The sequence below is a fragment of the Psychroflexus torquis ATCC 700755 genome (genome assembly GCF_000153485.2).
In the GTDB taxonomy this organism is placed as follows: domain Bacteria; phylum Bacteroidota; class Bacteroidia; order Flavobacteriales; family Flavobacteriaceae; genus Psychroflexus; species Psychroflexus torquis.
This window is the reverse complement of the sequence record NC_018721.1, coordinates 2,515,846-2,539,932: the sequence shown is the minus strand read 5'-3', so window position 1 is coordinate 2,539,932 and position 24,087 is coordinate 2,515,846. Positions and strand designations below refer to the sequence as shown.

At 36.3% G+C, this 24,087-nt stretch carries 20 protein-coding genes and 1 pseudogene; 7 read left to right on the top strand and 14 right to left on the bottom strand.

Going from position 1 to position 24,087, the window contains the following annotated elements; all coding sequences use genetic code 11:
* Positions 1 to 2 precede the first annotated feature (2 nt).
* A complete protein-coding gene (locus tag P700755_RS10795) occupies positions 3 to 383 on the top strand; it encodes a PH domain-containing protein (RefSeq protein WP_015024704.1) in 381 nt (126 codons plus the stop codon).
* Between the two features lie 24 nt (positions 384 to 407).
* Here the strand turns inward: P700755_RS10795 and P700755_RS10790 are convergent.
* Positions 408 to 803 (bottom strand): annotated as a pseudogene (locus tag P700755_RS10790) (fructosamine kinase family protein); the annotation flags it as partial.
* Between the two features lie 390 nt (positions 804 to 1,193).
* Between P700755_RS10790 and P700755_RS10785 the strand changes: the two are divergent.
* Positions 1,194 to 1,907, top strand: a complete 714-nt coding sequence (locus P700755_RS10785) for a VIT1/CCC1 transporter family protein (RefSeq protein ID WP_015024703.1) — start codon at positions 1,194 to 1,196, stop codon at positions 1,905 to 1,907.
* A 277-nt stretch (positions 1,908 to 2,184) separates the two neighbouring features.
* Here the strand turns inward: P700755_RS10785 and P700755_RS10780 are convergent, their stop codons facing one another.
* Positions 2,185 to 3,297 carry an NAD(P)/FAD-dependent oxidoreductase gene (locus P700755_RS10780; RefSeq protein ID WP_015024702.1) on the bottom strand — a complete coding sequence of 371 codons (1,113 nt, stop codon included), beginning with the start codon at positions 3,295 to 3,297 and terminating at the stop codon, positions 2,185 to 2,187.
* A 72-nt stretch (positions 3,298 to 3,369) separates the two neighbouring features.
* Positions 3,370 to 6,351 (bottom strand): zinc-dependent metalloprotease, encoded by a 2,982-nt coding sequence (locus P700755_RS10775; protein WP_015024701.1) that lies wholly within the window; start codon positions 6,349 to 6,351, stop codon positions 3,370 to 3,372.
* 69 nt (positions 6,352 to 6,420) lie between these two features.
* Here P700755_RS10775 and P700755_RS10770 point away from each other — a divergent pair, with 69 nt between their 5' ends.
* A complete protein-coding gene (locus tag P700755_RS10770) occupies positions 6,421 to 6,945 on the top strand; it encodes a hypothetical protein (protein WP_015024700.1) in 525 nt (174 codons plus the stop codon).
* A gap of 435 nt (positions 6,946 to 7,380) precedes the next feature.
* Here P700755_RS10770 and P700755_RS10765 read toward each other — a convergent pair whose 3' ends face one another.
* Positions 7,381 to 8,901 carry a hypothetical protein gene (locus P700755_RS10765; RefSeq protein WP_015024699.1) on the bottom strand — a complete coding sequence of 507 codons (1,521 nt, stop codon included), beginning with the start codon at positions 8,899 to 8,901 and terminating at the stop codon, positions 7,381 to 7,383.
* 657 nt (positions 8,902 to 9,558) lie between these two features.
* Here P700755_RS10765 and P700755_RS10755 point away from each other — a divergent pair.
* Complete coding sequence (locus P700755_RS10755) at positions 9,559 to 10,158, top strand: lipoprotein signal peptidase (protein WP_015024697.1); 600 nt, start codon at positions 9,559 to 9,561, stop codon at positions 10,156 to 10,158.
* A 1-nt stretch (position 10,159) separates the two neighbouring features.
* Here P700755_RS10755 and P700755_RS10750 read toward each other — a convergent pair whose 3' ends face one another.
* Genes P700755_RS10750 through P700755_RS10740 form a run of 3 tightly spaced genes read right to left on the bottom strand, consistent with a single transcriptional unit; the run spans position 10,160 to position 12,119 of the window.
* A complete protein-coding gene (locus P700755_RS10750; protein ID WP_015024696.1) occupies positions 10,160 to 10,594 on the bottom strand; it encodes a hypothetical protein in 435 nt (144 codons plus the stop codon).
* Between the two features lie 48 nt (positions 10,595 to 10,642).
* Positions 10,643 to 11,464, bottom strand: coding sequence for a ZIP family metal transporter (locus P700755_RS10745; protein WP_015024695.1), 822 nt, complete (start codon positions 11,462 to 11,464; stop codon positions 10,643 to 10,645).
* A gap of 1 nt (position 11,465) precedes the next feature.
* Positions 11,466 to 12,119: a metal-dependent transcriptional regulator gene (locus P700755_RS10740; protein ID WP_015024694.1), complete on the bottom strand. Its 654-nt coding sequence runs from the start codon at positions 12,117 to 12,119 to the stop codon at positions 11,466 to 11,468.
* A 99-nt stretch (positions 12,120 to 12,218) separates the two neighbouring features.
* Between P700755_RS10740 and P700755_RS19340 the strand changes: the two genes are divergently transcribed.
* On the top strand, positions 12,219 to 12,455 hold the full coding sequence (locus P700755_RS19340) for a hypothetical protein (protein WP_015024693.1): 237 nt from the start codon (positions 12,219 to 12,221) through the stop codon (positions 12,453 to 12,455).
* 526 nt (positions 12,456 to 12,981) lie between these two features.
* Here P700755_RS19340 and P700755_RS10735 read toward each other — a convergent pair.
* On the bottom strand, positions 12,982 to 14,025 hold the full coding sequence (locus P700755_RS10735; RefSeq protein WP_015024692.1) for a ferredoxin--NADP reductase: 1,044 nt from the start codon (positions 14,023 to 14,025) through the stop codon (positions 12,982 to 12,984).
* Positions 14,026 to 14,165: 140 nt separating this feature from the next.
* Between P700755_RS10735 and P700755_RS10730 the strand changes: the two genes are divergently transcribed.
* Positions 14,166 to 15,686, top strand: a complete 1,521-nt coding sequence (locus P700755_RS10730; protein ID WP_015024691.1) for a lytic transglycosylase domain-containing protein — start codon at positions 14,166 to 14,168, stop codon at positions 15,684 to 15,686.
* Here the strand turns inward: P700755_RS10730 and P700755_RS10725 are convergent.
* The 4 genes from P700755_RS10725 to trmB all read right to left on the bottom strand — a co-directional run bounded on the left by P700755_RS10725 (position 15,683) and on the right by trmB (position 20,963).
* Complete coding sequence (locus P700755_RS10725; RefSeq protein ID WP_015024690.1) at positions 15,683 to 19,087, bottom strand: hypothetical protein; 3,405 nt, start codon at positions 19,085 to 19,087, stop codon at positions 15,683 to 15,685. The genes P700755_RS10730 and P700755_RS10725 overlap by 4 nt on opposite strands.
* A gap of 224 nt (positions 19,088 to 19,311) precedes the next feature.
* Positions 19,312 to 19,653, bottom strand: a complete 342-nt coding sequence (locus P700755_RS10720) for an MGMT family protein (RefSeq protein ID WP_015024689.1) — start codon at positions 19,651 to 19,653, stop codon at positions 19,312 to 19,314.
* Complete coding sequence (locus P700755_RS10715; protein ID WP_015024688.1) at positions 19,654 to 20,277, bottom strand: LysE family translocator; 624 nt, start codon at positions 20,275 to 20,277, stop codon at positions 19,654 to 19,656.
* An 8-nt stretch (positions 20,278 to 20,285) separates the two neighbouring features.
* Entirely contained in the window at positions 20,286 to 20,963 is a 678-nt protein-coding gene (trmB, locus tag P700755_RS10710) for a tRNA (guanosine(46)-N7)-methyltransferase TrmB (RefSeq protein WP_015024687.1), read from the bottom strand.
* 61 nt (positions 20,964 to 21,024) lie between these two features.
* Between trmB and P700755_RS10705 the strand changes: the two genes are divergently transcribed.
* Positions 21,025 to 22,086 (top strand): glycosyltransferase, encoded by a 1,062-nt coding sequence (locus P700755_RS10705; RefSeq protein ID WP_015024686.1) that lies wholly within the window; start codon positions 21,025 to 21,027, stop codon positions 22,084 to 22,086.
* Here P700755_RS10705 and P700755_RS10700 read toward each other — a convergent pair.
* Both P700755_RS10700 and P700755_RS10695 read right to left on the bottom strand, forming a co-directional pair.
* Positions 22,025 to 23,104: a sensor histidine kinase gene (locus P700755_RS10700; RefSeq protein WP_015024685.1), complete on the bottom strand. Its 1,080-nt coding sequence runs from the start codon at positions 23,102 to 23,104 to the stop codon at positions 22,025 to 22,027. The genes P700755_RS10705 and P700755_RS10700 overlap by 62 nt on opposite strands.
* A complete protein-coding gene (locus P700755_RS10695) occupies positions 23,101 to 23,787 on the bottom strand; it encodes a response regulator transcription factor (protein WP_015024684.1) in 687 nt (228 codons plus the stop codon). Before P700755_RS10695 ends, P700755_RS10700 begins: the two co-directional genes overlap by 4 nt.
* Between the last annotated feature and the right edge of the window lie 300 nt (positions 23,788 to 24,087).

The following is a 24,087-nucleotide window of genomic DNA, read 5'->3' as shown; positions in this document are numbered from 1 at the left end:
TAATGGGACTATTTTCTTCACTACTCGGCAATGCGGGAGCCGTTGACAAAGAACAATTGGCAAAAGAATATGAACAACTTCTTACAGAACATGAAAATATTGAGATCGGTTTTAAACTGGTTCGAGACACTTTTATTTTTACCAATAAACGCCTTATCCTAGTCGATAAACAAGGAATGACCGGTCGAAAAATTGAATATCTATCCATTACTTATAAGAGTATTTCAAGGTTTAGCATTGAAACAGCAGGTACCTTTGACTTGGAAGCGGAATTGAAAATTTGGATTTCCAGTGAATCTAACCCAAGTATTCAAAAAAAGTTTAATAAAGGTGTCAACGTTTATGATGTCCAAAAAGTGCTAGCGAAATATGTTTTACAATAAAAACCATAAACTCTAAGCCTTCAGCTATTTATAATAGAACATTATTTCCTTAGCTTGAGTGTAATAATGCCCTCCAAAAAGATTGAGGTGTGCCAAAATATAATAGAGCTGCCAAAGTTTGATTCGCTTTTTCCAATCTGATTTGAGTTGAAAAGCTTCGTCGTAAGCACTAAATAATCGGTCATCAAAACCTCCAAAAAGCTTCATCATGGCCAAATCCATTTCGCGAGGAGCATAAGCGACGGCAGGATCTATTAAACAAGGCTTATTTTGTGAATTAACCAGATAATTGCCAGACCACAAGTCTCCACGGATAAGTGCTGGAAACTCAATTAACTGTTCTAGCCATTGGCATGAAGAATCAGACTCCTTAAACACATCCTCTTTATCAGATGCCATTTTAAACTGAGGCATCAAGCTATGGGTTTGGAATGACTAGTTACCTGTTAAAGTTTTAAACCACTTCGTTAGTTACTAAAAATAAAAGTGTGGTTTACGAAAAGAATTATAATCACAAAAACAAAGTCTATTTGTCTACCGATCTAAATATTAAATCTTTTTATTGAAACTCTTTAAGTAAACATCTATTAAAAAGGATGATTTATAAGTCTAATTCATACGCTTGTGGGATTTTATAAAACGCCCTACATCTAAAAGTAAAACACCCCTATACACAAAAGCCCAAAACTGGCAGAAATCTCTGCTAACTAAAATACCATTTAGACTTCCCTATAAAAAAAGTAACTTTACCAAACTGATTCTTTAAAATAATAAGACTAAATATCTCTATCTATTGCTCAACCAAACCCCATGACAGAACCTTCTAAGGACCTAGACGATTATCTACACCAGCATTACATCCACAGGAGTAATTGGTTACGAGCAGCTGTTCTAGGAGCAAACGATGGGATTTTATCAACAGCGAGTCTCGCTATTGGAGTAGCTGCTGCCAGTGATTTGAGGGAGCCTATTCTTATCGCTACTTTAGCAGGATTAGTGGCTGGTGCCTTATCTATGGCTGCTGGAGAATACGTTTCGGTAAGTTCGCAGACAGATGTTGAAAACGCAGACATCGAGCGAGAGAAAATAGAGTTAGAGAAGATGCCAGAAGTTGAACTACAAAGGCTTGCCGATATTTATGAACACCGTGGTCTCTCTAAGGAAACCGCACTAATCGTGGCCAAAGAACTCACCAAAAAAGATGCTTTGGCAGCCCATGTTAGAGATGAATTAGGGATTACGGAGATAAGTCAAGCCAAGCCCATTCAGGCTGCGATGGCTTCTGGAGCTGCCTTTACTATTGGTGGAGCTCTCCCTTTTTTAGTCACCCTTTTCTTTCCCTTAGACCATGTGGAATATGGTCTATATGGCTCTGCTTTGTTTTTCCTTATTGTTCTAGGAGCCCTGGCAGCAAAGACTGGAGGCTTTAGTGTCTCTAAAGCTATCCTTAGAATCACCTTCTGGGGTACCGTGGCCATGGGTCTAACCGCACTTGTGGGATATATGTTTAATGTGAGTGTTTAAAAGCGGGTAACGGGCGTTTTTAGGGTTGAATCATTGACACTTATCTAGTATAAGGTACAAGATTTTAAAATATATTAATTAAATTCACTAAACAATTAAACTTTTTAAAGTAGTAAACTTCATCTTTTAACGATTTTTCTAAGACTAATTGAAGAGGATATTAATTGTTGAAACCAAACTTCATATGAAATTAGTAAAACATCCTAGATCATCTTTGTTTGATATCCTAAAATCGACTCTAGACAAGTCGCTAATTAATAATGTTAACTAGCAACCTCTAATCTATCATATCGGCGAGATCTCTACCCACCAAACTTCCTATAGCGACGCCCATACCACCAAGTCTCACTCCGCAAAACACGCGAAGACCAATTTGCTTGAGGATAGGTTTTTTCTGGGTGTGAACGCCAAGTATACCACTCCAGCGGTGTTCTATTTCAAAATTAACGCTGGGGAGTATGGTTTGCTCAAGCAATTTTTCCAAAGCTTCTTGCACAAGAGTAGTAGAATTCATCTCCGTTGTCGTTTCTCCTTTAAGATCCAAGTGCCTACCTCCACCTAAAAGAATGCGTTGGTCTATATTTCTGAAATAATAATAACCCTCTTCCAAATGAAACGTCCCTTTAATTTGAAGATTATTAACAGGTTTAGTAACGAGCACCTGGTTCCTTGCAGGTTGCACGTTGGAAATTCCTAAGGCAGAAGCAAAGCCGTTTGTAGCAATAAGTAAATTCGCTGACGTAAACGTAAAGGCATTCGTCTCAATTTTTACAGAATTTTGATCTTCAGAGTAACCTTTAACGTCTACCTGATTCAAAATTTTAATGCCGAGTGTCTGAACTTTTTGAAGCAAAGCTTCCATCATCTTGCCCGTATCAATTTGCCCTTCAAACTGATTGAACCCACAAAGGTCTCGGACCTTTTGAAATCCAAAATCATGAGTTTTAAAACTAAACACGTCAGCCCCAAAAATAGGCTTAAGCCATCTATTGATCTCAGGCATTTTCGACTGGCACTTCTCAAAGAGATTGCCTTCTTCAGGAAATAGCTCATAACCACCAAGAACTTGATAATCTAGACCAGAGTCTCCTATAGTACTTCTTAAGAGGTTAAGGCCATCTACACGCTTTTTAACCAAATTAACCACTTCCTCTTCAGTATGAGAATTTAAATCGGACAGGAGCTCACTTAGACTTCCAAAACAGGCAAAACCAGCATTTTTGGTACTCGCCCCTTGAGGGAGCATTCCTTTTTCTAAAACAAGAATCTTAGCTTTAGGAAATCGTCGTTTGAGTTGTAGAGCGCAGTTTAATCCTACAATACCACTTCCCACAACGGTGTAGTCTACATTGGTAAGCCAAGATTTATATTCCCAATAAGATAAATTCATCTAACAAATAAAACTCTTTTCAAGCAATCACTGCCTAAAAAGAGTTTTAATTGTAGTGAAATTAAATTGTATTTACTCGATAATGATTTTTTTAGTCATAGATCTAGAGCCGTCACCCACCTCTAAGAGGTAAACTCCCGACGCTAAATCATGTAAATCTAAAGTTTGATTAAACTGCCCAGAAGTCTCATAGGTTTTCTGAACAAGAGTACGTCCTCGGATATCAAACACCTTCAGCTGGACTGCTGTACTCGTTGCAGTGCCAAATTGAATAGTAAATTCTCCTTGACTTGGGTTTGGAAAAACCGAAAAGTCTTCTAGAGCGAAAGAGTTCTGGTTCAAAGTGGTTTCTACATTAATGGTATAATCTTCTACTTCAGCATCGTGCCCATTTTCGCAAGAAAGTGGGAAGTCATTTGCTCCATTTGGGGTATATTTTGTCGTGACCCGCATAGTCGTATTTCCTAAAACAGCATTGGAAGGGACACTAAACAATAAAGGAGACCCTGAGGTGGGTTGATTAAACAAATTAGCTGAGAGACCCAAATCATATTGCTCACCGGCATCATCAAAACTACAGTTTTGATTCCAGTCTATCCATACATAGGTAATGATCTGAAAGTTCCCATCACTATTAGCATTAACGGTGAGTTCATAGTCAGAATTTATATTCAAATCTGTAATGATATCTGTAAAATCACTGTAGCCAGAAGGCTTACCCGTATCCAGATTGCTTAGAATATCTGTTTCTCCATCATTAATAATAACTCCCGTTGTACTGGTTGCGAAATCAGTATTAGCTACTGATACACAAGCTCCATTAAGGATGTTAAGATTTACACTTACAGAATTTGTAATAGATGCTGATGTTGCTATAACGTCAATCGTATAATTTGCTGGATTAAGTTCTAAAAGGTTAGACACTTCTAACGTAAACGTTCCATCCGCATCCAAACTGGCTGGGGTAAAATTATAGTTAGCTTGGTTAGGCCCGCTAGCAGTAAACGTAGTTGTTTCTGAAAATCCATTGGAAGTAATGAACTCAAACTCGAAACTAGCAAAATCTGAATTACAAATACTTTGATCACCGTTTAAAGCATTAATATTAAAATCTTGTGTGGTATTGACATCAAAAACATCCGATACAGAATAAAAAATATGGTCTACAGCTTCTACTAATATTCTGGCCTCAGTTGTATTTTCAATATTTGGTAATGTGATTTCCGCAGATCCTGAGTTAGGAACTTCCTCTGCTAAAATAGTAGAAAAATCTATTCCATCTTCAGAAAAATAAATAGTAACAGTCTCGCAATTGATTGGAGCTATATTGCTTTCTCCAACCGTCCAATTAACTGTCTGGGTAGACCCTGGCGCCCATGTTGGTGGAGTCTGAACTTCGAATGGTGTAGTATCTACGACCCTAATAACCGTTTGATCTGAACTTGAGTTTCCTCCTAGTATAGAATTATCTCTTACTGTTAGTAAGAAAATCATTGTCCTAGCTACCGATGGTACAACCTCCCAAGTGGAAGATAGTGAACCCGATAGCACTGTACTAAAGTTTGGCATAAATCGATCTGGAGATGTCGTTGGTGATAAGGACCGGAAAGCAGGGCCTACCGTTGAAGTAGATTGAGGAGGCATAGGGGCTGGAGTAGCATCACTTTGCTCCCAAGTATAAGTCAAAACATCATCTGTATTCTCATCGATAGCAGAACCCTTCAAAATAAAGGCTGTAGATTTTGGAATAAAATAATTTGGACCAGCATCGACATTGGGAGCTAAATTTCCTGTGGGAGTTTTTTCTCCACAATTACTTGAATTCCCTTGAGAAATATTAATCCACATTTCTTTAAGGTTATCGCCGTTGAAATAGTCGTCGCTATTGTTTTGAACATTAGGGGCACAAATACCTGCATAGCCCATAATGGTAGAGGCGCTACCTGGTTCTACAGAAACAGAGGATCGATTACAATTATTATTTTGAGTATGATTTCCACCATATTGATGCCCCATTTCATGGGCAACATAATCCACATCAAACTTGTCACCTGTGGGCGACGATTGTCCTGTCACTCCTTGGGCTTTATCATTTGTACAAGGTGATCGTAAACGCGCAATACCTCCACCACCAGTACTAAACACGTGACCAATATCATAATTCGCTGGTCCTATATTAGCATCACAAACTTGTTGGTTTTGACCTAGCATAGCAGGACCATTATTGTTGGTGTAAGGATCAGAATTAGTGTCAGGACCAAGAAAAATAATACTTTCATTCCGAACCATTACCATCGTTAAACCTAAATCCCTTTCATAAATTCCATTCACTCGAGTCATTGTTGTATTCATAGCTGCCATCACATCAGGAAGAGTGCCCCCGTGAAATTGAGAATATTCAACCGTACACGCTAAAGCCAATCTATAGGTTCTTAATTGGCCATCATCTGCATTCTTTAAAGTATTATACTCTTCATCCGAAATAGTAGACTCAGACATTAGAGATTCTGTATGACATTTAAAATCATCTTCCACCGGATCTGAAGCTGAATTAACATAACTGATGTAAGTCCCCAAATTTTCACTGTAAGGCTCTATAAAAACTGTTTTTTTATCGGATAAAACCATAGAACTTAACCCCTTTTCCTCAGATAAACTAAACCGAAGCATTGCTGAGGGATTATCAATTCCTTGGCCTACAAAAGATCTGGTCATAGGGAATTGAGATTGGAGCTCTGCCGTCATTACCGAAGCTTCCATAACTTTATATAATTCTATTTCGCCTTCAGCATTTGGAAATCCTAGTATGGTGGTCGACTTTTTTGTAAGGCCGCGTTTAGGTATATTTTCTAAACTTACTTTAAGACCTTGAAGGTCTAGTTTTAAAAAACTGCTTATCTCTGGAATTGCTTTTGTGAAAATAACCTCTTGAGGGCTAGTTGTTTCTTTTTCAGAAGAACTCCAAAAGGACACACCCTCTTGAGAAAATCCAAAATTTGAAATTAATGCCGCAAAAACGACAAATAATATTTTTTTAAAGTTAAATTGTTTCATGATTTGTATCCTATTTTATTTATATTGTTAGATTATTTAGTAAACTTAATAATTATTAAATTGGTATTAATGAATTTGAGATTTTTATTTTTAGTAGTTATTAGTACTGTATTACTAGCTTGTCAGTCACAAAAAGGTCTAAACGCTGAAGATGAAAAGGGAGAGACCTTATCTACCTTCTGCCCCGAGGACGGAAACTGTACTTTCGAGGTTTTAACCAATTCAAGCTTAAATCTACTTACAGATGGTATTGGTCAACTCTATCCACAGGTTAAAAAAGGAAACAAAACAGTACTGAAATTTGAATACAAGCGCACTGTAGATCCTCGCATTGCTGATGGTGGATATACTGAAATTGTCTACGCCGAAATTGACCCTAAAACTGAAAACCTAAGTCTAAGCGATGAGCAACTCACCTCCGCTAATGTTGTATTTGGACGTTTATGCTTTTGCAAAGGTCAAGCTGGTTATTTTCGAATTGACCAAGGAGCTTTGGTGATTTCGACCGCTAAGGATCTATCTAAAACCTATGCGTTTACCTTTACTACAGATAAAGTCCCACAACGTCTTACTCACTTTTCTGTGACACGATAGTTGACTTATACCAATTTAGCATTCAAATGTCGTATAAAATCAGTTTCTTTTTCACTTACTAATCGTCATAAAACAGAACCATAACTATTGCTATGCTTATATTTTTTTCCTCAATTAAGTAAAAAATAATTCAAATTTTTAATGCAATATTTAAAAACTAAATTAGTATTACAAGACGAACCTGAACTATAAAAATAGATACGATCGATAATTTAGTCGAGATCAAAACCGGAGCTTTTACGTTTAGAGGGGTTTCAGTTTTAGACTTTATCAAAATTCCCTTGTGTAATTTTTCTCACTCTTAAAAAAATTGAAGCTGATAAAATTTTTAAGCTGTTGATCTCAATTCCTTTAAGTGATTAAGGCTTATTAACAGAAAAAAATAAATATCAAGTTCACCAGTAAAGCTTCAACACTAAAGCCTGAGATAAGTTACTATTCCAAAATCATAAACCGTTTCTCTTTACCTCCATCGCTTGGCATCAAGAAACGGTTTAATTCATAAGTGCCATAAAAGGGTTGATATGTAGTTTCCCCTTTGTTGTCCTGAATCTTGTTGTAAGAAACCTCTCCGTTTTGAGAAATCTCAACATCATATAAAGCTGTAGACTCAAAAAAGCCTTTTGAGACTTTGACTCTACCATCTTTTTTCTCCTTAAGATTTTTACCAGAATTTAGTAATACGTGAAGTTTTTCATCTTTATAAAATACATTGTAGGAAGGGCTTGTTGCTACCTTAAAAATACTTCTGCCCCAATCTAGGTTTCCTTCTGAGTTAAATTTGAGAATAAGTATGTTGTCATAATGATAAGTAGTAACCTGAGCCCCTCCAAATTGACCATTTGGAGCATAACTTGTAGTGATATAAAATTCTTCTGCTATTAAATAAGAATCTCCTTGGGCTGTGGTTATGACATGGTCTATATTAAAATTTTTAAGTTCTTTTTTATCCTCATTTTTACGTTTTGATGCTCTTTCATTATACATATCATCATAGACTTGTTTAGGTAATTCATCAAACTTTTTGGACATAACCCTAAAGTTCTCTAGATCTATCGTAAAATTGCAACCGCCCTTAAGCAGGTTTTCATTTCTTTCAGAATAAAATCCCAATAGATGCATTTCATCATTTATATCAGTTATGCTTAAAGATTGAACATGTTTTTGGTCTAAGGTTATATCAATGGCTTGTGAATCGGTCTCGGTGATCTTATTCAAAACAAATTTATACATAGAACCTCGCTTTTGTTCGACTCTTTCTCTTTTGCTTAGAAAACGTTTCCCAACTGAATAGACTACTGCATCGTTGTCAATATAAAGATCGTTGTGCTCGTATCCCCTTTCCTTATCTTTTTGATAGTTTTTTTTATAAATCAACTCATTAGTTTCAACATCGAAAACACGAATATCATAATCGTTCATCTTTTTTGAAATGTTGTCTGTGGCCACAGCAAAATAGGTATTGTTTGGTGAGATGGAAAAGTTAGTCACATGGCTATTCTTTGTAGCAAATAAGTTTTGCTTTTTTTGTATTCTAGCATCAAACAGCTTGACTCTCTTATACGTTTTATGATTGATATCGAGTTGGTGCACATAAACAGTTCGCTCCTTTTTATTGGGCTGATATACTGTAAACACTTTTAGTATCCCGTTGTAATATAGGTCTCCTACATAACTTTCATTTTTATCAATCTCTACTTTTTTTGTAAAAATTTGAATCAAATTTTTATCAAAAATATCGAAGAAGAAATAAGGTTTGTCGAGAACATTTCTTTTCTCATGCTCTAGAACGACACCTGTCACCCCTGTGTTAAGGGTTTTCATGGCTAAAATACCATCGATTTTCTTATCGTAATGGAAGGATTCACTCTCCGTGATATTGAATGAAGTTGGATTATCTTGAGCAAAAACATTGCTCAAGGATAAAATAAAAGTAATGAGGATAATTATTTTCATGAGTGATTGATTGATTGATTGATTGATTTGTTGCTGACGAAAATATCAAATTTGACCAATAAATAAGTCTTTTAAAAAAATCGATTTTTTAGGCCATGACTTTTTAATGTTGATATTTCTAAGATCTTAAAGAAATATCCTGATCTAGAATTTTAAAAGTTAAAATTAATCTTGCTTAAAAAAAGGGGACTAATACCAATTTAGTTTTTAAATGTTGCATTAAAAATTTGAATTATTTTTTACTTAATTGAGGAAAAAAATATAAGCATAGCAATAGTTATGGTTCTATTTTATGACGATTAGTAAGTGAAAAAGAAACTAATTTTATACGACATTTGAATGCTAAATTGGTATAATACTGAAGATGCTTTTGCTTATTCATTCAAAACCAAATCGGTTTCTTTGGAGTTGGTTTTCAGTGTTAAACTCATTTTTAAATCGCACTCAAATCCATTGGTTATCATCCCACTCCAGACGTTACACAAAACTAACCCAAACTTAAAGTTGACCATCTCAAAAGCATCGAGCATTTTCGAGTCAAAATCAGAAGAAATTATAACAACCATTAACTCAAAAAACCCAATTGCTTAGCAAAAGGAGTGAAAATAAAATCCCAAGTCAATAAAAAAACTATTTTTGTGTTTTTAAATTATAGCTATGTCTTTAAAGAAAGCCTCTCTTCTTATCCTACTCATTTTATTGATAGACCAAGTGTCTAAAATATATATAAAGACCCACTTTATGTTGGGGCAAGAAATTGACGTTTTAGGCTGGTTTCGTATCCTCTTTGTTGAAAATGACGGGATGGCGTGGGGAGCTAAAATCCCTGGATCTTACGGTAAAATCATCCTTACCTCGTTTAGAATTGTAGCCGTTAGCTTAATTAGCTATTGGTTGTGGGATACTATAAGGAAAAAATCGCCAAGAATTTTAATCATTTCAGTTTCTTTAATCCTTGCTGGTGCGTTTGGAAATATCATCGATTCTGTGTTTTATGGTGTAATTTTCGATAGCAGCTTAGGTCAAATCGCCACCCTTTTTGCTGACGAACCTTATGGCGAATTGCTAAAAGGTAAAGTGGTCGATATGCTTTACTTCCCTATGTATAGTGACATATTGCCCAACTGGGTTCCCCTTTGGGGAGGTGAGTATTTTGTATTCTTTGCGCCAGTCTTCAATATCGCCGATACGGCCATTAGTACTGGATTTGGACTTTTGGTGGTGTTCAACAAAAAAGCTTTCCCAAAAGATAAGTAGACTATAGAGTTTGAGGTTCTATTTTCAACATGAGTTTGTAGGCTTCTAGTTTATCATCTGGCTTAATTGGATAGGGTTCTATATTTTTAAGATACACCTTATGAGAATCTGTAGAAAAGATTTCCCTGTGGAAACCCAGTGCAGGAATGCTTATTCGATGCTGCTCAGCGTCTGTCCCATCGTTAATTTCTATGACAATATTGGCTTCACCAGGCCAGACACATGTTACTTGTTTTGGACAACGCCCATCGCTTTCTACTGCTGTAAATGTTAAAGTATAAGCCCCCACTTCAATATGATCCAGAAGGTTGACCTTAGTCAAAATCTCTGGCACTTCTATTTTTTTTTCAGTTTCTGTAGTGTTTTTTTCTGAATTTTGAGCATTTAGACTGCAGGTTATAGACAGAACACCTAGAAGAAATAGGTACAATTTCATAAGTCGTGCGGGGTTTACGTTTCTAAAACTAAATATAAGTCAAAAAATTTAGCCTAAGCCTACATCTAAAGTCATCATAACTACAAAACCCCCTATAAACCCGAGGGTGGACAAATCTATATTCCGGGCTTGTTGAGATTCGGGGACGACTTCTTCTATCACCACAAAAATCATAGCTCCAGCTGCAAAACAGAGGGCATAAGGCAAAATAGGTTCAAAAGTTAAAACTGCCCAAGCACCAATGACGGCGGCCACAGGCTCTACGATGGCAGATAAATGACCGTAATTAAAACTTTTCCAACGCGATAACCCGAGTCCGCGCAACGGCATAGCCACTGCAAAGCCTTCAGGAAAGTTTTGCAAACCAATACCGATCGCCAAAGCCACAGCGCCCCCAATACTGGCACCTTCTATTCCTGCAGCAGCTCCTCCAAACAAGACACCAACCGCAAGCCCTTCTGGGATATTATGTAAGGTAATCGCAAGAGTCAATAAAACAGATTTATGCCATTTGGTTTTTATGCCCTCTTTTCTATCTTCCTTAAAATTTATGTGCAAATGCGGAAGTACTTTATCCAATCCAAAAATAAAAAGGGCGCCGAGTGAAAAACCTACCACAGCGGGAATCACTTTTATAAATCCTTCGCCATCGCTCATTTCTATACCTGGCGCTAAAAGACTCCAAAAGCTAGCAGCTACCATAACCCCTCCAGTGAAGCCTAGCATTCCATCAAATAACTTACGATTCATAGACTTAAAGAAAAATACCAAGGAAGCCCCCAGTCCAGTTACCAACCACGTAAAAGTGGTGGCGATTAAGGCAGCAGTTATAGGATCTATTGATTCAAAATAAGCAATGATTTCTTTCATACTATTGTTTTATATAAATATTGACAGCCACCATAGGTGAAACTCTTAAACTTTTTCCATCTGTCTGAATCAACATGGATTCATCAAACTCTTCTTTATCTAAAACCTGAATGGTTTTCCCTAAAGCAATATTGTTTTTATCTAGATATTTTAAAAATTCGGAGGAGGTGTCTTTTACACCTACCAATGTCCCATGTTCACCTTTAGATAGGCTGGAGAGTAAAATTTTATTGGCCACGTGAAAATCACCTTTAGCGTCTGGTATGGGATCCCCATGTGGATCTCTTTTCGGATACTTCAGGAACTTATCGAGTTCGGTGATCAGTTTATCAGATTTGATGTGCTCTAGCTGTTCCGCAACTTCATGGACCTCATCCCAAGAAAAACTTAGTTTATCAACTAAAAACACTTCCCATAATCTATGTTTCCTAACAATCTGTAAAGCGGTTTTTCGTCCACTATCCGACAAATACACTCCTTGGTATTTTTTGTATATAACCAGATTTTTTTCAGAGAGCTTCTTTACCATATCGGTCACAGAAGAGGCTTTGGTTTGCATTTCTTCAGCAAGGGCGTTGGTATTTACTCCAGACTTGGACGTCTTTTGTAAATGTAGAATGGCCTTCAGGTAATTTTCTTCGGATAAGGAAAACATAGTTTAATTATAAGCAGTGCAAAAGTATGGTTTTATTTTTAGTTTTGTCTAAAAATAAATTACAGATACATTAAATTTAAACTTTTAGTCCTAATACCTTTGATCTCTTCGCCTGTACTTTCTCAGTCGGGATCTGTGGAAGGTCGAATTATTTTTGAAGACAACGCAAGACTTTCAGCAACGATGATCCTACAGGAACTGCATGAGAATACCATTCCCAATAAGGAGAATTCATTTACTTTTAAGGAAATTGAAGAGGGTATTTTTGCCTTATACCAGATTAAGCCTATACCGCCATTTATCCATATTAAGAGTATTGAATATTCCGAATCCTGATCAAAATATTATGCTTAGCCTAAGATTTGATTTTTAAGGTTTTTTTTCTATTTTGTGAGGCAAGACGCTTATTTTTTATTGAGAAATAAGTTCTGATACTTAGTTATAGGAGGACAAAACTAGGTTTATTTGGTACTCCTTAATGCATCTGAGTTTATCTATCTAGCAGACCTTACGTTTCAAGATCTCCATAAAAGATAACCGATTAGCTTTGAGTTTCCGTTGGCTTGATATGCTAAACAATCCTGATGCTCCCTGACCGCATAACAAGTCTATGAAACGCTCTTGTTTAGCAGAAAAGCAAAGTTTATTTAACACCCTAAACCTGCCTGAGTTTATCTCTCATACAGGTTTATTTTCAGGGTCTCTATAAAAGTTAACAATAAGTCTTTGAGTAAACATAGATCATTTATCACTCTGTGTCCCCTCGTTTTGGTATTATTTTCAAGTTAATAAAGATGCTGAAAAGATCCCAAAACTTCGAGGCAGCATAACAAAATAGTCCACTAAAACATCCAGAGAAAGATTAAATATCATCGTAATCTACCACCACTTTTGCCGAGGTAGGTTGAGACTGGCAGGTGAGCACGAGCCCTTCTTCTATCTCATCATCGGTTAAGATCTGATTTTTTCTCATCTCCACTGTCCCTTCTTTGATTTTGGCCACACAAGAACTACAAATTCCACCCTGGCAAGAATACGGTGCATCGATATTTTGTGCTAATACCGCATCCAGAATTAAGTCAGTTCGATCCATAGATAACTCAAATTCTTCATCGTCCACGATCACAGTAATTAAGCTTTTGCCATCGGTAGCGGCATCCACATTCCCCTCTGATTTTGAAAAGAACAATTCATGCTTGATCTGGTCACCTTTTACACCAGTGGCTTTTAGAGTCTCTTCTATAGTTTCAATCATAGCTTCTGGACCACAGAGGTAAAATTCTGAAAACTCAAAACCATCGTATTTATTTTTTATAACATAATTGACGGTAGATTTTTCTATTCTACCAAATTGGGCATCCCCTTCTTGAGTTTCACTATAGATAAATTCAGTAAAAAAGCGCTTTGAAAATTCTTTCTGAAGACTGAGGAGTTCTTGCATAAAAATGGTCTGCTCTGGAGATTTATTTCCGTACACCAATACGAATCTTGCAGAATCAGATTTAGATAATACTGTCTGAATCATAGACATGACGGGGGTAATTCCACTTCCTGCTGCAAAAGCTACAAACGTTTTATGATCTAGTTCTTGAGGCAGTAGAAATTTTCCTTCAGCAGGGTGAACCTGTATTGGATCGCCAACCTTTAGTTGAGAATTCACATAATTGGAAAATTTACCATCAGGAATGGCTTTCACTACAATCCCCAAATCCTTTCCCTCTTCAGAAGAAATTGAATACGATCGTCTTACTTCTTCTCCATTAATATTGGTTTCTAGGGTTAGATATTGCCCTGCTTTAAATTGAAATTCTGAATTTAATTCAGAAGGAACGTCAAACAGAATATGAACCGCTTTATCGGTTTGTCTACTGATTTCTTTTATAGAAAGCTGGTTAAAATGTGCCATTAATTTAAATTTAGATCGCGAAAATACAACCTCATAGAAATTAGCTCTAAAAAAGAACACTATTTTAATGTGGATTTAAGTTTTATCATAGAAATCCAGTTTTTAAAATTAAATTTGAATTACAAAACATATACATTTTTATGACCTACAAATCTTTGATTTCCCTGTTTGCTATTTTTTTATCATGTCTTCTCTCTTCTGCACAAGATACTAAGGAGAAAGTCACACAGAAATGGGCTACTGAAAAGGTAGAATTCCACAAAATTACTGGAGATTCTCTGGAACTCATTCTTGAGGATTATCAAAGAAATATGGAACTGGATTCGGTATGGAGATCTCAACTGATCAACCAATCTTATTCTAAACGAATGGAAATAATCATTAAAGATAGTTTAGAGTCCAGTGAAGTCATTAAAGAAATACCCACAGAACTTCTTAAAGAAAGACTAGCTGCCTTAAATGCTAAAACACCGTTCAACATAGAATACAACGAAAGCTTGGAAAGTGTTATCAGTTATTTTTTAAAACGAGAAAAAGAAGGCACAGAACGACTAATGGGATTGAGCAAGTTCTACTTTCCTATGTTCGAGGCCACTCTAGATAAATACGATGTGCCTTTGGAAATGAAGTATTTGGCGCTAGTAGAATCTGCCTTAAATCCTAAAGCAAAATCTAGAGTAGGTGCTACTGGCTTATGGCAGTTTATGTACAGTACAGGTAAGATGTACGATCTAGATGTAAGCAGTTACGTCGATGAGCGAATGGATCCTGTGGCTTCTACAGAGGCTGCTGCACAATACCTTAAGCGCTTATATCTTATGTTTAACGATTGGGATTTGGCTCTAGCTGCCTACAATTCTGGTCCTGGAAATGTGTCTAAAGCCATACGGCGCAGTGGTGGCGAAACCAACTATTGGAAGCTGAGAAGTTATTTACCTAGAGAGACCGCTGGTTATGTTCCTTCTTTCCAGGCGATGCTTTACATGTATGAATATGCGGAAGAACATGGCTTTAAACCTCAGCGACCAAAAACCATCTATTACGGAACAGATACTATTAGAGTTAAAAAGATGATCACTTTAGACCAAATTGCTGAAGTAACTCAAACAGAAAAAGAATTTATAGAGTTCTTGAACCCTAGCTACAAGTTAGGAATTATTCCCTTTGAAGATGATAAGTCATACTACATAAGGCTTCCTTATGCCAAGTCTGGGTTGTTTGTTGCCAACGAAGATAAAATCTATGGGTATGCAGAAGAGCAATTAGCCAAAACTGAAGACTCTAAAGCGGAAGACAAAATTAACTACTATGTGAAATCTGGAGATTTCCTAGGGCGAATTGCTTCGAAATTTAGAGTGAGAATAAGTGAAATTAGAACTTGGAATAATCTAAGAAGTAATTCTCTCAATATTGGTCAGCGTTTGGTGATTTACCCTAGAAATACCTCAGCAATCGGAGAAACGAAACCATCCAGTGAAGAATCCAATACTGAAACTTCTTCCTTAACAGATTCTAAAATTTATAAAGTAAAATCAGGGGATTCGCTTTGGATCATTTCCAGAAAATACTCAAATTTGAGTGTAGAAGATTTGAAAAGCCTTAATCAACTTAAAAGTAACACCCTTAAACCAGGGATGACCCTTAAAGTTTCCAAAGGTTAGAAATAAGCTCTCAACTGAACACTTCCGGTATGAATGGCATTGGCAGTTTCGCTTTTTCTCCCAAAGTAAGTTAAATTGAGGTCTAGGAAATCTGTGATTTTCTTCTGTAAAAAAAGCGACCAAGTGAAATTATCGTTGGGCTGCAACCCCTCTAACAGCTGATAGGCGACAGGCGAAAATGCACTACCTTCAAACTTATTTTGAATAAAATTCACCTCCCCATTAATACTGTATTTCTGAGCATTATTAAGCGTAAAAGACAAGCCAAAGGTTTGCTGGTCTAAGGATTCCATTTCGCCGAGCTGGTTTTTATTTTCAGATAATTCATAGAAGACATCAAAGCGTTTATCACCTAACAGATAGGACACTTTTGGATTAAAATTAAAACCCTCAATTTTAAAATTCCTATTTTCAAATCGATCCGAAAAACTTTCAGAAGAGTTGATATTCTGAGTTAGGGTAAGCAACCAACTTTCTTTAAAATTATGAATAAATTTGAGTTCATGTAAGGTATTCGAATTTTCTTGGAGTCCTAAGAGACTTAAATTTTTGGTCGTGTTCTGGGTGAAATTGTAAGAGGTTGTGAACTTTTGTAAGCTTCTATTAAAGAAAATAATATTTCTAAACGTCGTGTTTTCTCCTAGCACCTCTTGACCATCATCACCAAACGGATTTAAGCTTAACGCATTGCCCTCTTTTCTCAATTTTTTATCCAAAAGCAAAGAGGTTTGGTTATAAAATTTGGAAGCTAACTTCTTAAATCCTTTTTCGTTTTGCCACTTGAGGAAGTTAAGGGTAACCTGCTGGCTTAAGCGAGTTTGATTGGTTCTCACAAACACTTGATTGGGCAAAAGAATTCTAACGTACCTCCCCTCATCTTGAAATTGGGCAATTTCAAACTCGTTGAGTTCTTGGATACCATTTTCATTATAATCTATCCACGTATATTGCCCTAGACCAGGTTCCACCTCAACATAAGAGAATTCTTGCTGGGCAATGCTTCCGCTATTGGTTTCGTAAGTAGTATTGAGATTGACAAGTCTATCCCATAAATTTTGAGAAAAGGTGACTCTGGAGTTAATACTTTGCTCATCGTCTCGATCTTCTTCTGCAAATTTTAGATTTCTTAAATTAGCAAAAACTCTAAGGGCTGTGGATTTAGAATTGACTAGTTGAGAACGCATAAAATAATTGCTGGACGTGTTTACACTTTGCAAGACATTGGCACGTAAACTATCATTTTGTCGATATCTATACCCTAATTCTATATACACATCGGTAGAATCTCCAACTCCAGAATAGACCTCGTAACTTGAAAATCGCTGAGTATTAGCGGTAAATTCTTTACTATCCACAATCACTTCTTCATTATCTTCCAGATCATACCGCAATCCAGACCAAAATTTACCGAAATCATAAATCCCAGACAGAGTTGCCCTCGCAAACTTAGAGGTAAGTCGAGAAGATTCACTATCCAAGTAACTTGCCTTAGCATTTATACTGAGCTTATCTAGAACTTGCCTCGTCATTAAAGAATGTTTTAAACCTTCAAACTCATTTGTGTAGTCTAAACGTTGAAAATTATATTGAGAGTGGCTTGAAGCATTGTTTTGAAAATCGAACCCCGTATCGACAAAAAGCTGATCTCCTGTAGGATCAAATAAATTCCAGTCCCTTATAAATTCAACATTATAAAGTCTTTCCAAGCTAGAATAGGAATCTTCAATAAAGTTCAAATTACCAAACACATCAAGCTTTTTGTTAGCTTTAGATCTATACAAGGTTTGCTTAACTGAAACTTGTGCAGCTAAGCCTCTATTATCCTCTTGATCCAGATCCGAGAATAAATTATCGTCAGTATTACTCGCCGCCACTTCAAACTGGATATTGGTATTCTCAGAAGGGGAATACTTACCGTTCACCATTGCAATTTGGAGCTTGGTGGGAGCAAATAACCTTACAACAGGTTCAAAATTTCCTTGAGAAATTCCATCAACTGGAGGTATGTATTCATAAATATTGGCAATAGCATTTTGACTGGAAAGCACATAATTTCCTTGATTAGATCCTAAGTTGGTAAACCTTACATTAAACAATTCAGCTTCAGAATCATTGGAAAAAACAAAAATCTCTTCTCCGTTTTGAAGTTCCTTGACGTATAAAACCCTATTTTCTGAATATTCTGAAGGGACTGCACTTGGTGCAAACATTTCACTTTGATTATCTCCTGCCTCTTCTAGAGCATTCACCTGCTCATCTGTAAGACTTTGCTGTAAGGGCTGATTTTTAAGGTCATTTTCATTATAAAGAAACCCGTTCAGTTGAAGAGATTCAGACCTAAATCTAGAGCCAGTTGTAGCCACAATTCTAGAGAAATTTCGATCGGAAACTTGGTACTCTACCACGATTCTCATTTCTGAAGTGATAGGAAACGTGGAATTAAAAATTATTTCACCGGCATTATAATCAATGAGATAGTCTTCATTCTCTCCTCGAGAGAGTTGTCTGCCATTCACAAAAACCGCTTCACTACCAGAAATAATCAACACAAATAATTCCCCACTTTCGCCGACTAGTTTATAAGGACCTTGATTTCCCTCCTGAGCGGTCAATTCACTTCTTGTAAATACACCTCTCACCAAAGCGCCAGCAGCGTAAACTTGTGTTTGTCGTTTTTCATTTCCTACATCGGCAGATAGTAATAAGCCTTGTACTCGTTTGGTGTAGGAGGCGAAGAAAGATTCGTTTTCTATTAAATCAATATCACCAGCTCGTATTCTCCATTTGTCTGACTCCAATTCTATAAAAATTTGATCGAACTCATCCAGCTGTTGTGTATATCCTCCAGATTGTGTGGGAGCATTATCATCTTGAATGGAGGCTCGAAGAGTCACATTCTCAGAAATTTTACCAGAGATCTGCAAATCAAGCTCCGACCTTACCACTGCATTTTGGTTATTACCCACACTAATCGCTCTCGAAATACTACCACTCGTATTTAGTCCCGCGAAGGGTACAAAATTACTAGGTTGCCTTTCTTGCTGCAATTCATATAAATTATCGACAGGATTACCGATGTCCACAATAAGCTTTTCATCCAAGCCCTTATAGGTTTTGGTAAGAAACTCAGGGTATTTGAAGTAAGTCACTAATAAACTATCCTGTTCCATTTTCAATTTGTAAGAAGGAATTAATTGGGAGCCCGGAAAATCGATTGTATATAAAGAAGGGTCAATAATAAGGCTATCTGTAGACTGAACTTTAAATTGAAAGGGGCTTATACTTACTTCTTCTAGCTGTATGGTGTCTTTTACGGGGAAAGTTTTTACGACTAGTCCCGACTGTCCAAATAAGGAGGAGAACCCTAAACATAAAAACACACCTAAAAGATATCGCCTCATGTGTGTAAAACTAAAGCTTTACTAAAATATTTTAAAGTCTTGTGAAAAAGAAATCGGAAAGCGGAAAAAAGTTTCTAAAAACACAAAGCCTCGGTTTTTAAAAAAAATCCGAGGCTTTGATAATTAACCAATCTATTATGAAAAACTTCATCCTGCACCAAATATAAGATTTAAGTCCTATTACCGAAACAATAAACAAGCTAAAGTTTTACTAAAATTAAAAATCAACTGTCAAAAACCTCATTTACAGGAGGTTGCCAAAAATACTTTTTAAAATCTTTAATTTGATCGTTCTCTATCTCCAATCCTTCTTCTTCAAGTAACTTTTGCATGACGCCTTGACCGGGAAAATGATGCTTACCTGTTAATACGCCATTTCTATTCACAACTCTATGCGCCGGTAAATCTCGATCTAACTTTACGCAAGCATTCATGGCATATCCGACTGTACGTGAACTTTTGGCAGCTCCTATCGCTTTAGCTATAGATCCATAACTAGTTACTTTGCCTTCAGGAATCAAAGCTACAACTTCATAAACCTTTTCAAAAAAATCTGATTTTGCCATTTATATATTAGATAAGCGAATCCAAGACACAATAACAAGAATCAACATTAATACCGCCATAAAATAGTTGGAGTACCTCTTAAATAATTCTGTCTTCCCATCTATTTTCATAATAAAAATCACATATAGGTAAAGAGTGGTTAGCGTTCCTAAGGCCGCGGTTATTGCAAATAAAATATCGTTCATAAGACTGAACTTTATCTCGAAATTATTGCTCAATAAAGTAGACATGAGGACAAAGTAAGGTATGGGAAAAATATTAAGGGATGATACTAAAATCCCAGTAAAAAAACTCTTGGTCCCTGTTCTTTCTTTAATGCTTTGCTTATTTTTCTTACGGTTGGCTGAAAGCAGGAAATAAATGAACATCAAAATTAATATCGCAATACCAGTTTTAAGAAACATGCTTTTCACATAAGGATGTGAAAAGATATATTTTGAAATTAGAACAGCTAATAAAGCTTGGAATAATACTACAGAAGAAGCCCCTAAAGCCATCAAGGTTCCATTTCTACGCCCTCTTTCTAAACAGGTTTTAGCTACGCTCATGTTAACAAGACCTGGCGGAACCACACCGACAAAGGCGGCAAGGTAAGTTAATACATAGATTTGAAAATAGTCCAAAATTAAGGTTATGGTTTAAGTCTAAATTTCAAGTAAGTTATCAATTTATTCTTATCCAGATACTGCTGCTCATAAAAAGTCTTGATCCCTACTACTTCTTCTGGAGCTTCATGATTTACATAAATATTATGGTGAGCATATATGATCTCGTGGCCTAAGCCTTCTAAAATTCCTAGCGTATAGCCATGCATAAATTCGCTATCTGTCTTCAGATGTATAATCCCTTCCTTAGTTAAAATATGCTTGTATTTCTTTAAAAACTCAGGATTGGTCATCCTATGCTTGGTGCGTTTCCATTTGATTTGTGGGTCGGGAAAGGTAATCCAGATTCCATCCACTTCGCCTTTAGCGAAAACTTGATCGACTAACTCGATTTGAGTTCTTAAAAATCCTACATTGGGCAAATCGCCTTCCAAAGCGGTTTTAGCTCCTTTCCAAAATCTAGCGCCTTTTATATCTATACCTAGATAATTACAGTCCTTGTTTCTTTCAGCAAGCCCCAAAGTATATTCCCCTTTACCACAGCCTAATTCTAAAATTAAAGGCTTATCATTTTTGAAAAAATCACGTTTCCATTTCCCTTTAAATTGGAACTCCTCATCTACAATTTCAGATCTGAGAGGTTGAATGACATTATCAAATACCTCATTATCCTGAAATCGCTTTAGTTTATTTTTACTACCCACGTTTTTGCTGAAATTTTCAGGTAAAATTAGTTAAATTTACCGATACACAAAATTAAAACCCTTGGCCTTTCCTACTCATGTTCTTGTTGCCCCTCTCAATTGGGGATTGGGCCACGCCTCAAGATGCATTCCTATTATAAATTACTTTCTGGAACAGGGCGCTATTGTTAGTATAGCCTCCGATGGGGCAGCCTTAGAGCTTTTAAAAGGAGAATTCCCAAACCTAAACAGCTTAGAGTTAAATTCCAGCCAAGTCGTTTATTCTAGCTCTGGTTTTTTCTTTTATCTGAAATTGATTCTGCAAGGTCATGGTTTAAAAGAAAGAGCAAAAAAAGATGAGATACTGGTTGAGAGTTATGCTGAAAAAAATCATGTCGATTTGATTATTTCAGATCACAGATTTGGAGCTTTTTCAAAACTGATAAAATCGGTGATTATTTCTCATCAATTACAGTTTAAAGCTGGACTATTTTCCAGAGCATCATCTTTTATGAATGCAAAGTACCACAATCGTTATGACGAAATCTGGATTCCAGATGCTGAAGTCACTTTTGACTTAAGTGGTGTTTTAAGCCATTCTGAACAAGTGAAGGTCCCGACCCAAAGAATTGGTGTTTTAAGTCGGTTTTCTAAAATAGAATCTCCCAAAGATATTGATTATCTAGCCGTGATCTCTGGACCAGAGCCTTTGCGAACCTCTTTGGAAAAATGTTTGATTACAGCTTTCCAGGGTCTTTCTGGTAAAAAAACAGTTATAGTAAGAGGAGTTTATAACACAGAGTCTTTAAAGGACTTCCCCAACATTAGCTTTTACAATCATTTAAAATCTAAAGAACTCAATGCACTAATCTGCAGAAGCAAGCTAGTCGTTTGCAGGTCTGGATATTCTTCGGTTATGGACCTCGCTTGCTTGGGTAAGAAAGCCTTTTTTATACCAACACCTCACCAAGGAGAGCAAGAGTATCTGGCTAAGCGGCTTGAAAAACTAGGCATTGCTCCTTTTTCAGATCAGGAAAATTTTAAGGTTTCAGATCTCCAAAAGGTAAGTCAGTATTCAGGCTTTAAAGCTGACGAGCATCTTCGATTTCCTCTTCAGACATTTCGTCGGACATTGGAAGGGTAAAGGAGAACTCGCTACCAATACCATAAACGCTTTCTACAAAGATTTGTTCATTGTGAGCCTCAATAATATGTTTCACGATAGATAAGCCTAAGCCAGAACCTCCTTCTCGTCTTGAGCCTGTTTTATCTACCCTAAAAAAACGCTCAAAAAGGCGTGGAATATTTTCCTTCTCGATACCTTCTCCGTTATCGGTAACTCTAAACATGACTTTGCCTCCTTCCAGTTGTTCTAAACTGATTTCAGAAGTGCCCCCTTTTTTTCCATATTTGATAGAATTCACAATGAGATTGGTAATCACTTGTTGAATTCGTTCTTTATCTGCTTTAACAAAAGTGAGCGGGTAGTCTTTATCGAATGTAAGACTGATTTCTCTTTTGGTAGATTTCATTTCTAGCAAATCAAAGGCATTCTGGGTTAGCTCCAAAATATTAAAAGTCTCGATATAAAGATTGAGGTCACCAGTTTCTAGTTTGGTGATCATATCCAAATCTTTCACGATATAAATTAATCGGTCTACACCTTTACTAGCCCTGCTAAGGTATTTTTTTCTAACTTTTTTATCTTTTATCGCTCCATCAAGGAGGGTTAGAATATAACCTTGAACGGTGAATAAGGGAGTTCTAAGTTCGTGAGAAACATTTCCTATAAATTCCTTTCTGTAGTTTTCTCTTACTTTAAGGGTTTCAATCTCCAATTTTTTTCCTTTTGCAAATCGTTCTACTTCCTCGGTAAGAGTCTTTATATCTGATGTGACCCTTTGATTACCAACTGCCGTTTGGTCTAAGATAGAAACACTATCATAAATAGATTTTACCCGTTTATAGATGAAATACTCTATCCTCAATTGTATAATTAAAAAGGAAAATAAAAAACAAACCAAAGCAAAAATAAAAATAGAAGCCGGATCGATTTCTAATTTGATATACTCGTATAACGCAATAAGGCTGGATAGAAAAATGGTGATATACGTAGAGGTATTTAGCGCAAACTTATAAGACCTTTTTAATTTTTTACTCATTCATGTACAAACTTATAGCCAACGCCTTTCACTGTTTTGAATTTATCGTCGCCCAATTTTTCTCTCAACTTTCGAATGTGAACATCGATGGTTCTTCCACCAACCACAACTTCATTTCCCCAAACGGTATTCAAAATATCATCTCTTTTGAATACTTTGTTTGGTTCTGAAGTGAGTAAAGATAGCAATTCAAATTCTTTTCTTGGCAAAGTCATTTCTATGCCATCACTGGAAATTTTATATTCATCGCGATTGATAACGATTCCTCCAATTTTATAAATATTCTTTTCGGAAGCATTAGACTTAAATCGTCGAAGCAAAGCTTTTACTTTACTCATCAACACTTTAGGCTTTACAGGTTTGGTTATGTAATCGTCTGCACCCGCATCGAATCCTGCCACTTGAGAATAATCTTCTCCTCTAGCCGTTAAAAAGGTGATGACGGTATTTTCTAGGCCTTTGGTCTCTCTAATTTGCTCGCAAGCCTCTATACCATCCATCTCTGGCATCATAACATCCAAAATTACCAAATGAGGCTTTTTCTTTTTAGCTTTTTTTACAGCCTGGACGCCATCTTCCGCAGTAATCACTTTGTAGCCTTCAGCATTGAGATTGTAACTCAATATTTCCAAAATATCCGGATCGTCGTCTACAACAAGGATAGTGATGTCAGATTTCTTCATGTAGTTTAAGTTTTGATATTGACAAATTTAGCAAATTGAATATTAGCATAAAGTTAAGGTTAGTACCTATTTAAAATTGTGGTGCCGCAATAAATCGTTTTTACAAAACAAATTCGACACCCACCATTTTGCTTGCTTTTTATTAAAAAATAACGCCGCTATCCTAATTAATTCTAGCTTCAATGAATCAAAAAACCTGTGCCGAGCTACGTCGAAGTATAATTCAATTTATTGACACGACATTATAAATTTAAATTGGGGTTAGGAATAAAAAAAGCTGCTCTAAGTGGAGCAGCTTTT

Excerpts from the sequence above, each read along its gene's own strand:
- P700755_RS10795 (WP_015024704.1), top strand. The coding sequence starts at position 3 with ATGGGACTATTTTCTTCACTACTCGGCAATGCGGGAGCCGTTGACAAA.
- P700755_RS10785 (WP_015024703.1), top strand. The coding sequence starts at position 1,194 with ATGACAGAACCTTCTAAGGACCTAGACGATTATCTACACCAGCATTAC.
- P700755_RS10780 (WP_015024702.1), bottom strand. The coding sequence starts at position 3,297 with ATGAATTTATCTTATTGGGAATATAAATCTTGGCTTACCAATGTAGAC.
- P700755_RS10775 (WP_015024701.1), bottom strand. The coding sequence starts at position 6,351 with ATGAAACAATTTAACTTTAAAAAAATATTATTTGTCGTTTTTGCGGCA.
- P700755_RS10770 (WP_015024700.1), top strand. The coding sequence starts at position 6,421 with ATGAATTTGAGATTTTTATTTTTAGTAGTTATTAGTACTGTATTACTA.
- P700755_RS10765 (WP_015024699.1), bottom strand. The coding sequence starts at position 8,901 with ATGAAAATAATTATCCTCATTACTTTTATTTTATCCTTGAGCAATGTT.
- P700755_RS10755 (WP_015024697.1), top strand. The coding sequence starts at position 9,559 with ATGTCTTTAAAGAAAGCCTCTCTTCTTATCCTACTCATTTTATTGATA.
- P700755_RS10750 (WP_015024696.1), bottom strand. The coding sequence starts at position 10,594 with ATGAAATTGTACCTATTTCTTCTAGGTGTTCTGTCTATAACCTGCAGT.
- P700755_RS10745 (WP_015024695.1), bottom strand. The coding sequence starts at position 11,464 with ATGAAAGAAATCATTGCTTATTTTGAATCAATAGATCCTATAACTGCT.
- P700755_RS10740 (WP_015024694.1), bottom strand. The coding sequence starts at position 12,119 with ATGTTTTCCTTATCCGAAGAAAATTACCTGAAGGCCATTCTACATTTA.
- P700755_RS10735 (WP_015024692.1), bottom strand. The coding sequence starts at position 14,025 with ATGGCACATTTTAACCAGCTTTCTATAAAAGAAATCAGTAGACAAACC.
- P700755_RS10730 (WP_015024691.1), top strand. The coding sequence starts at position 14,166 with ATGACCTACAAATCTTTGATTTCCCTGTTTGCTATTTTTTTATCATGT.
- P700755_RS10725 (WP_015024690.1), bottom strand. The coding sequence starts at position 19,087 with ATGAGGCGATATCTTTTAGGTGTGTTTTTATGTTTAGGGTTCTCCTCC.
- P700755_RS10720 (WP_015024689.1), bottom strand. The coding sequence starts at position 19,653 with ATGGCAAAATCAGATTTTTTTGAAAAGGTTTATGAAGTTGTAGCTTTG.
- P700755_RS10700 (WP_015024685.1), bottom strand. The coding sequence starts at position 23,104 with ATGAGTAAAAAATTAAAAAGGTCTTATAAGTTTGCGCTAAATACCTCT.
- P700755_RS10695 (WP_015024684.1), bottom strand. The coding sequence starts at position 23,787 with ATGAAGAAATCTGACATCACTATCCTTGTTGTAGACGACGATCCGGAT.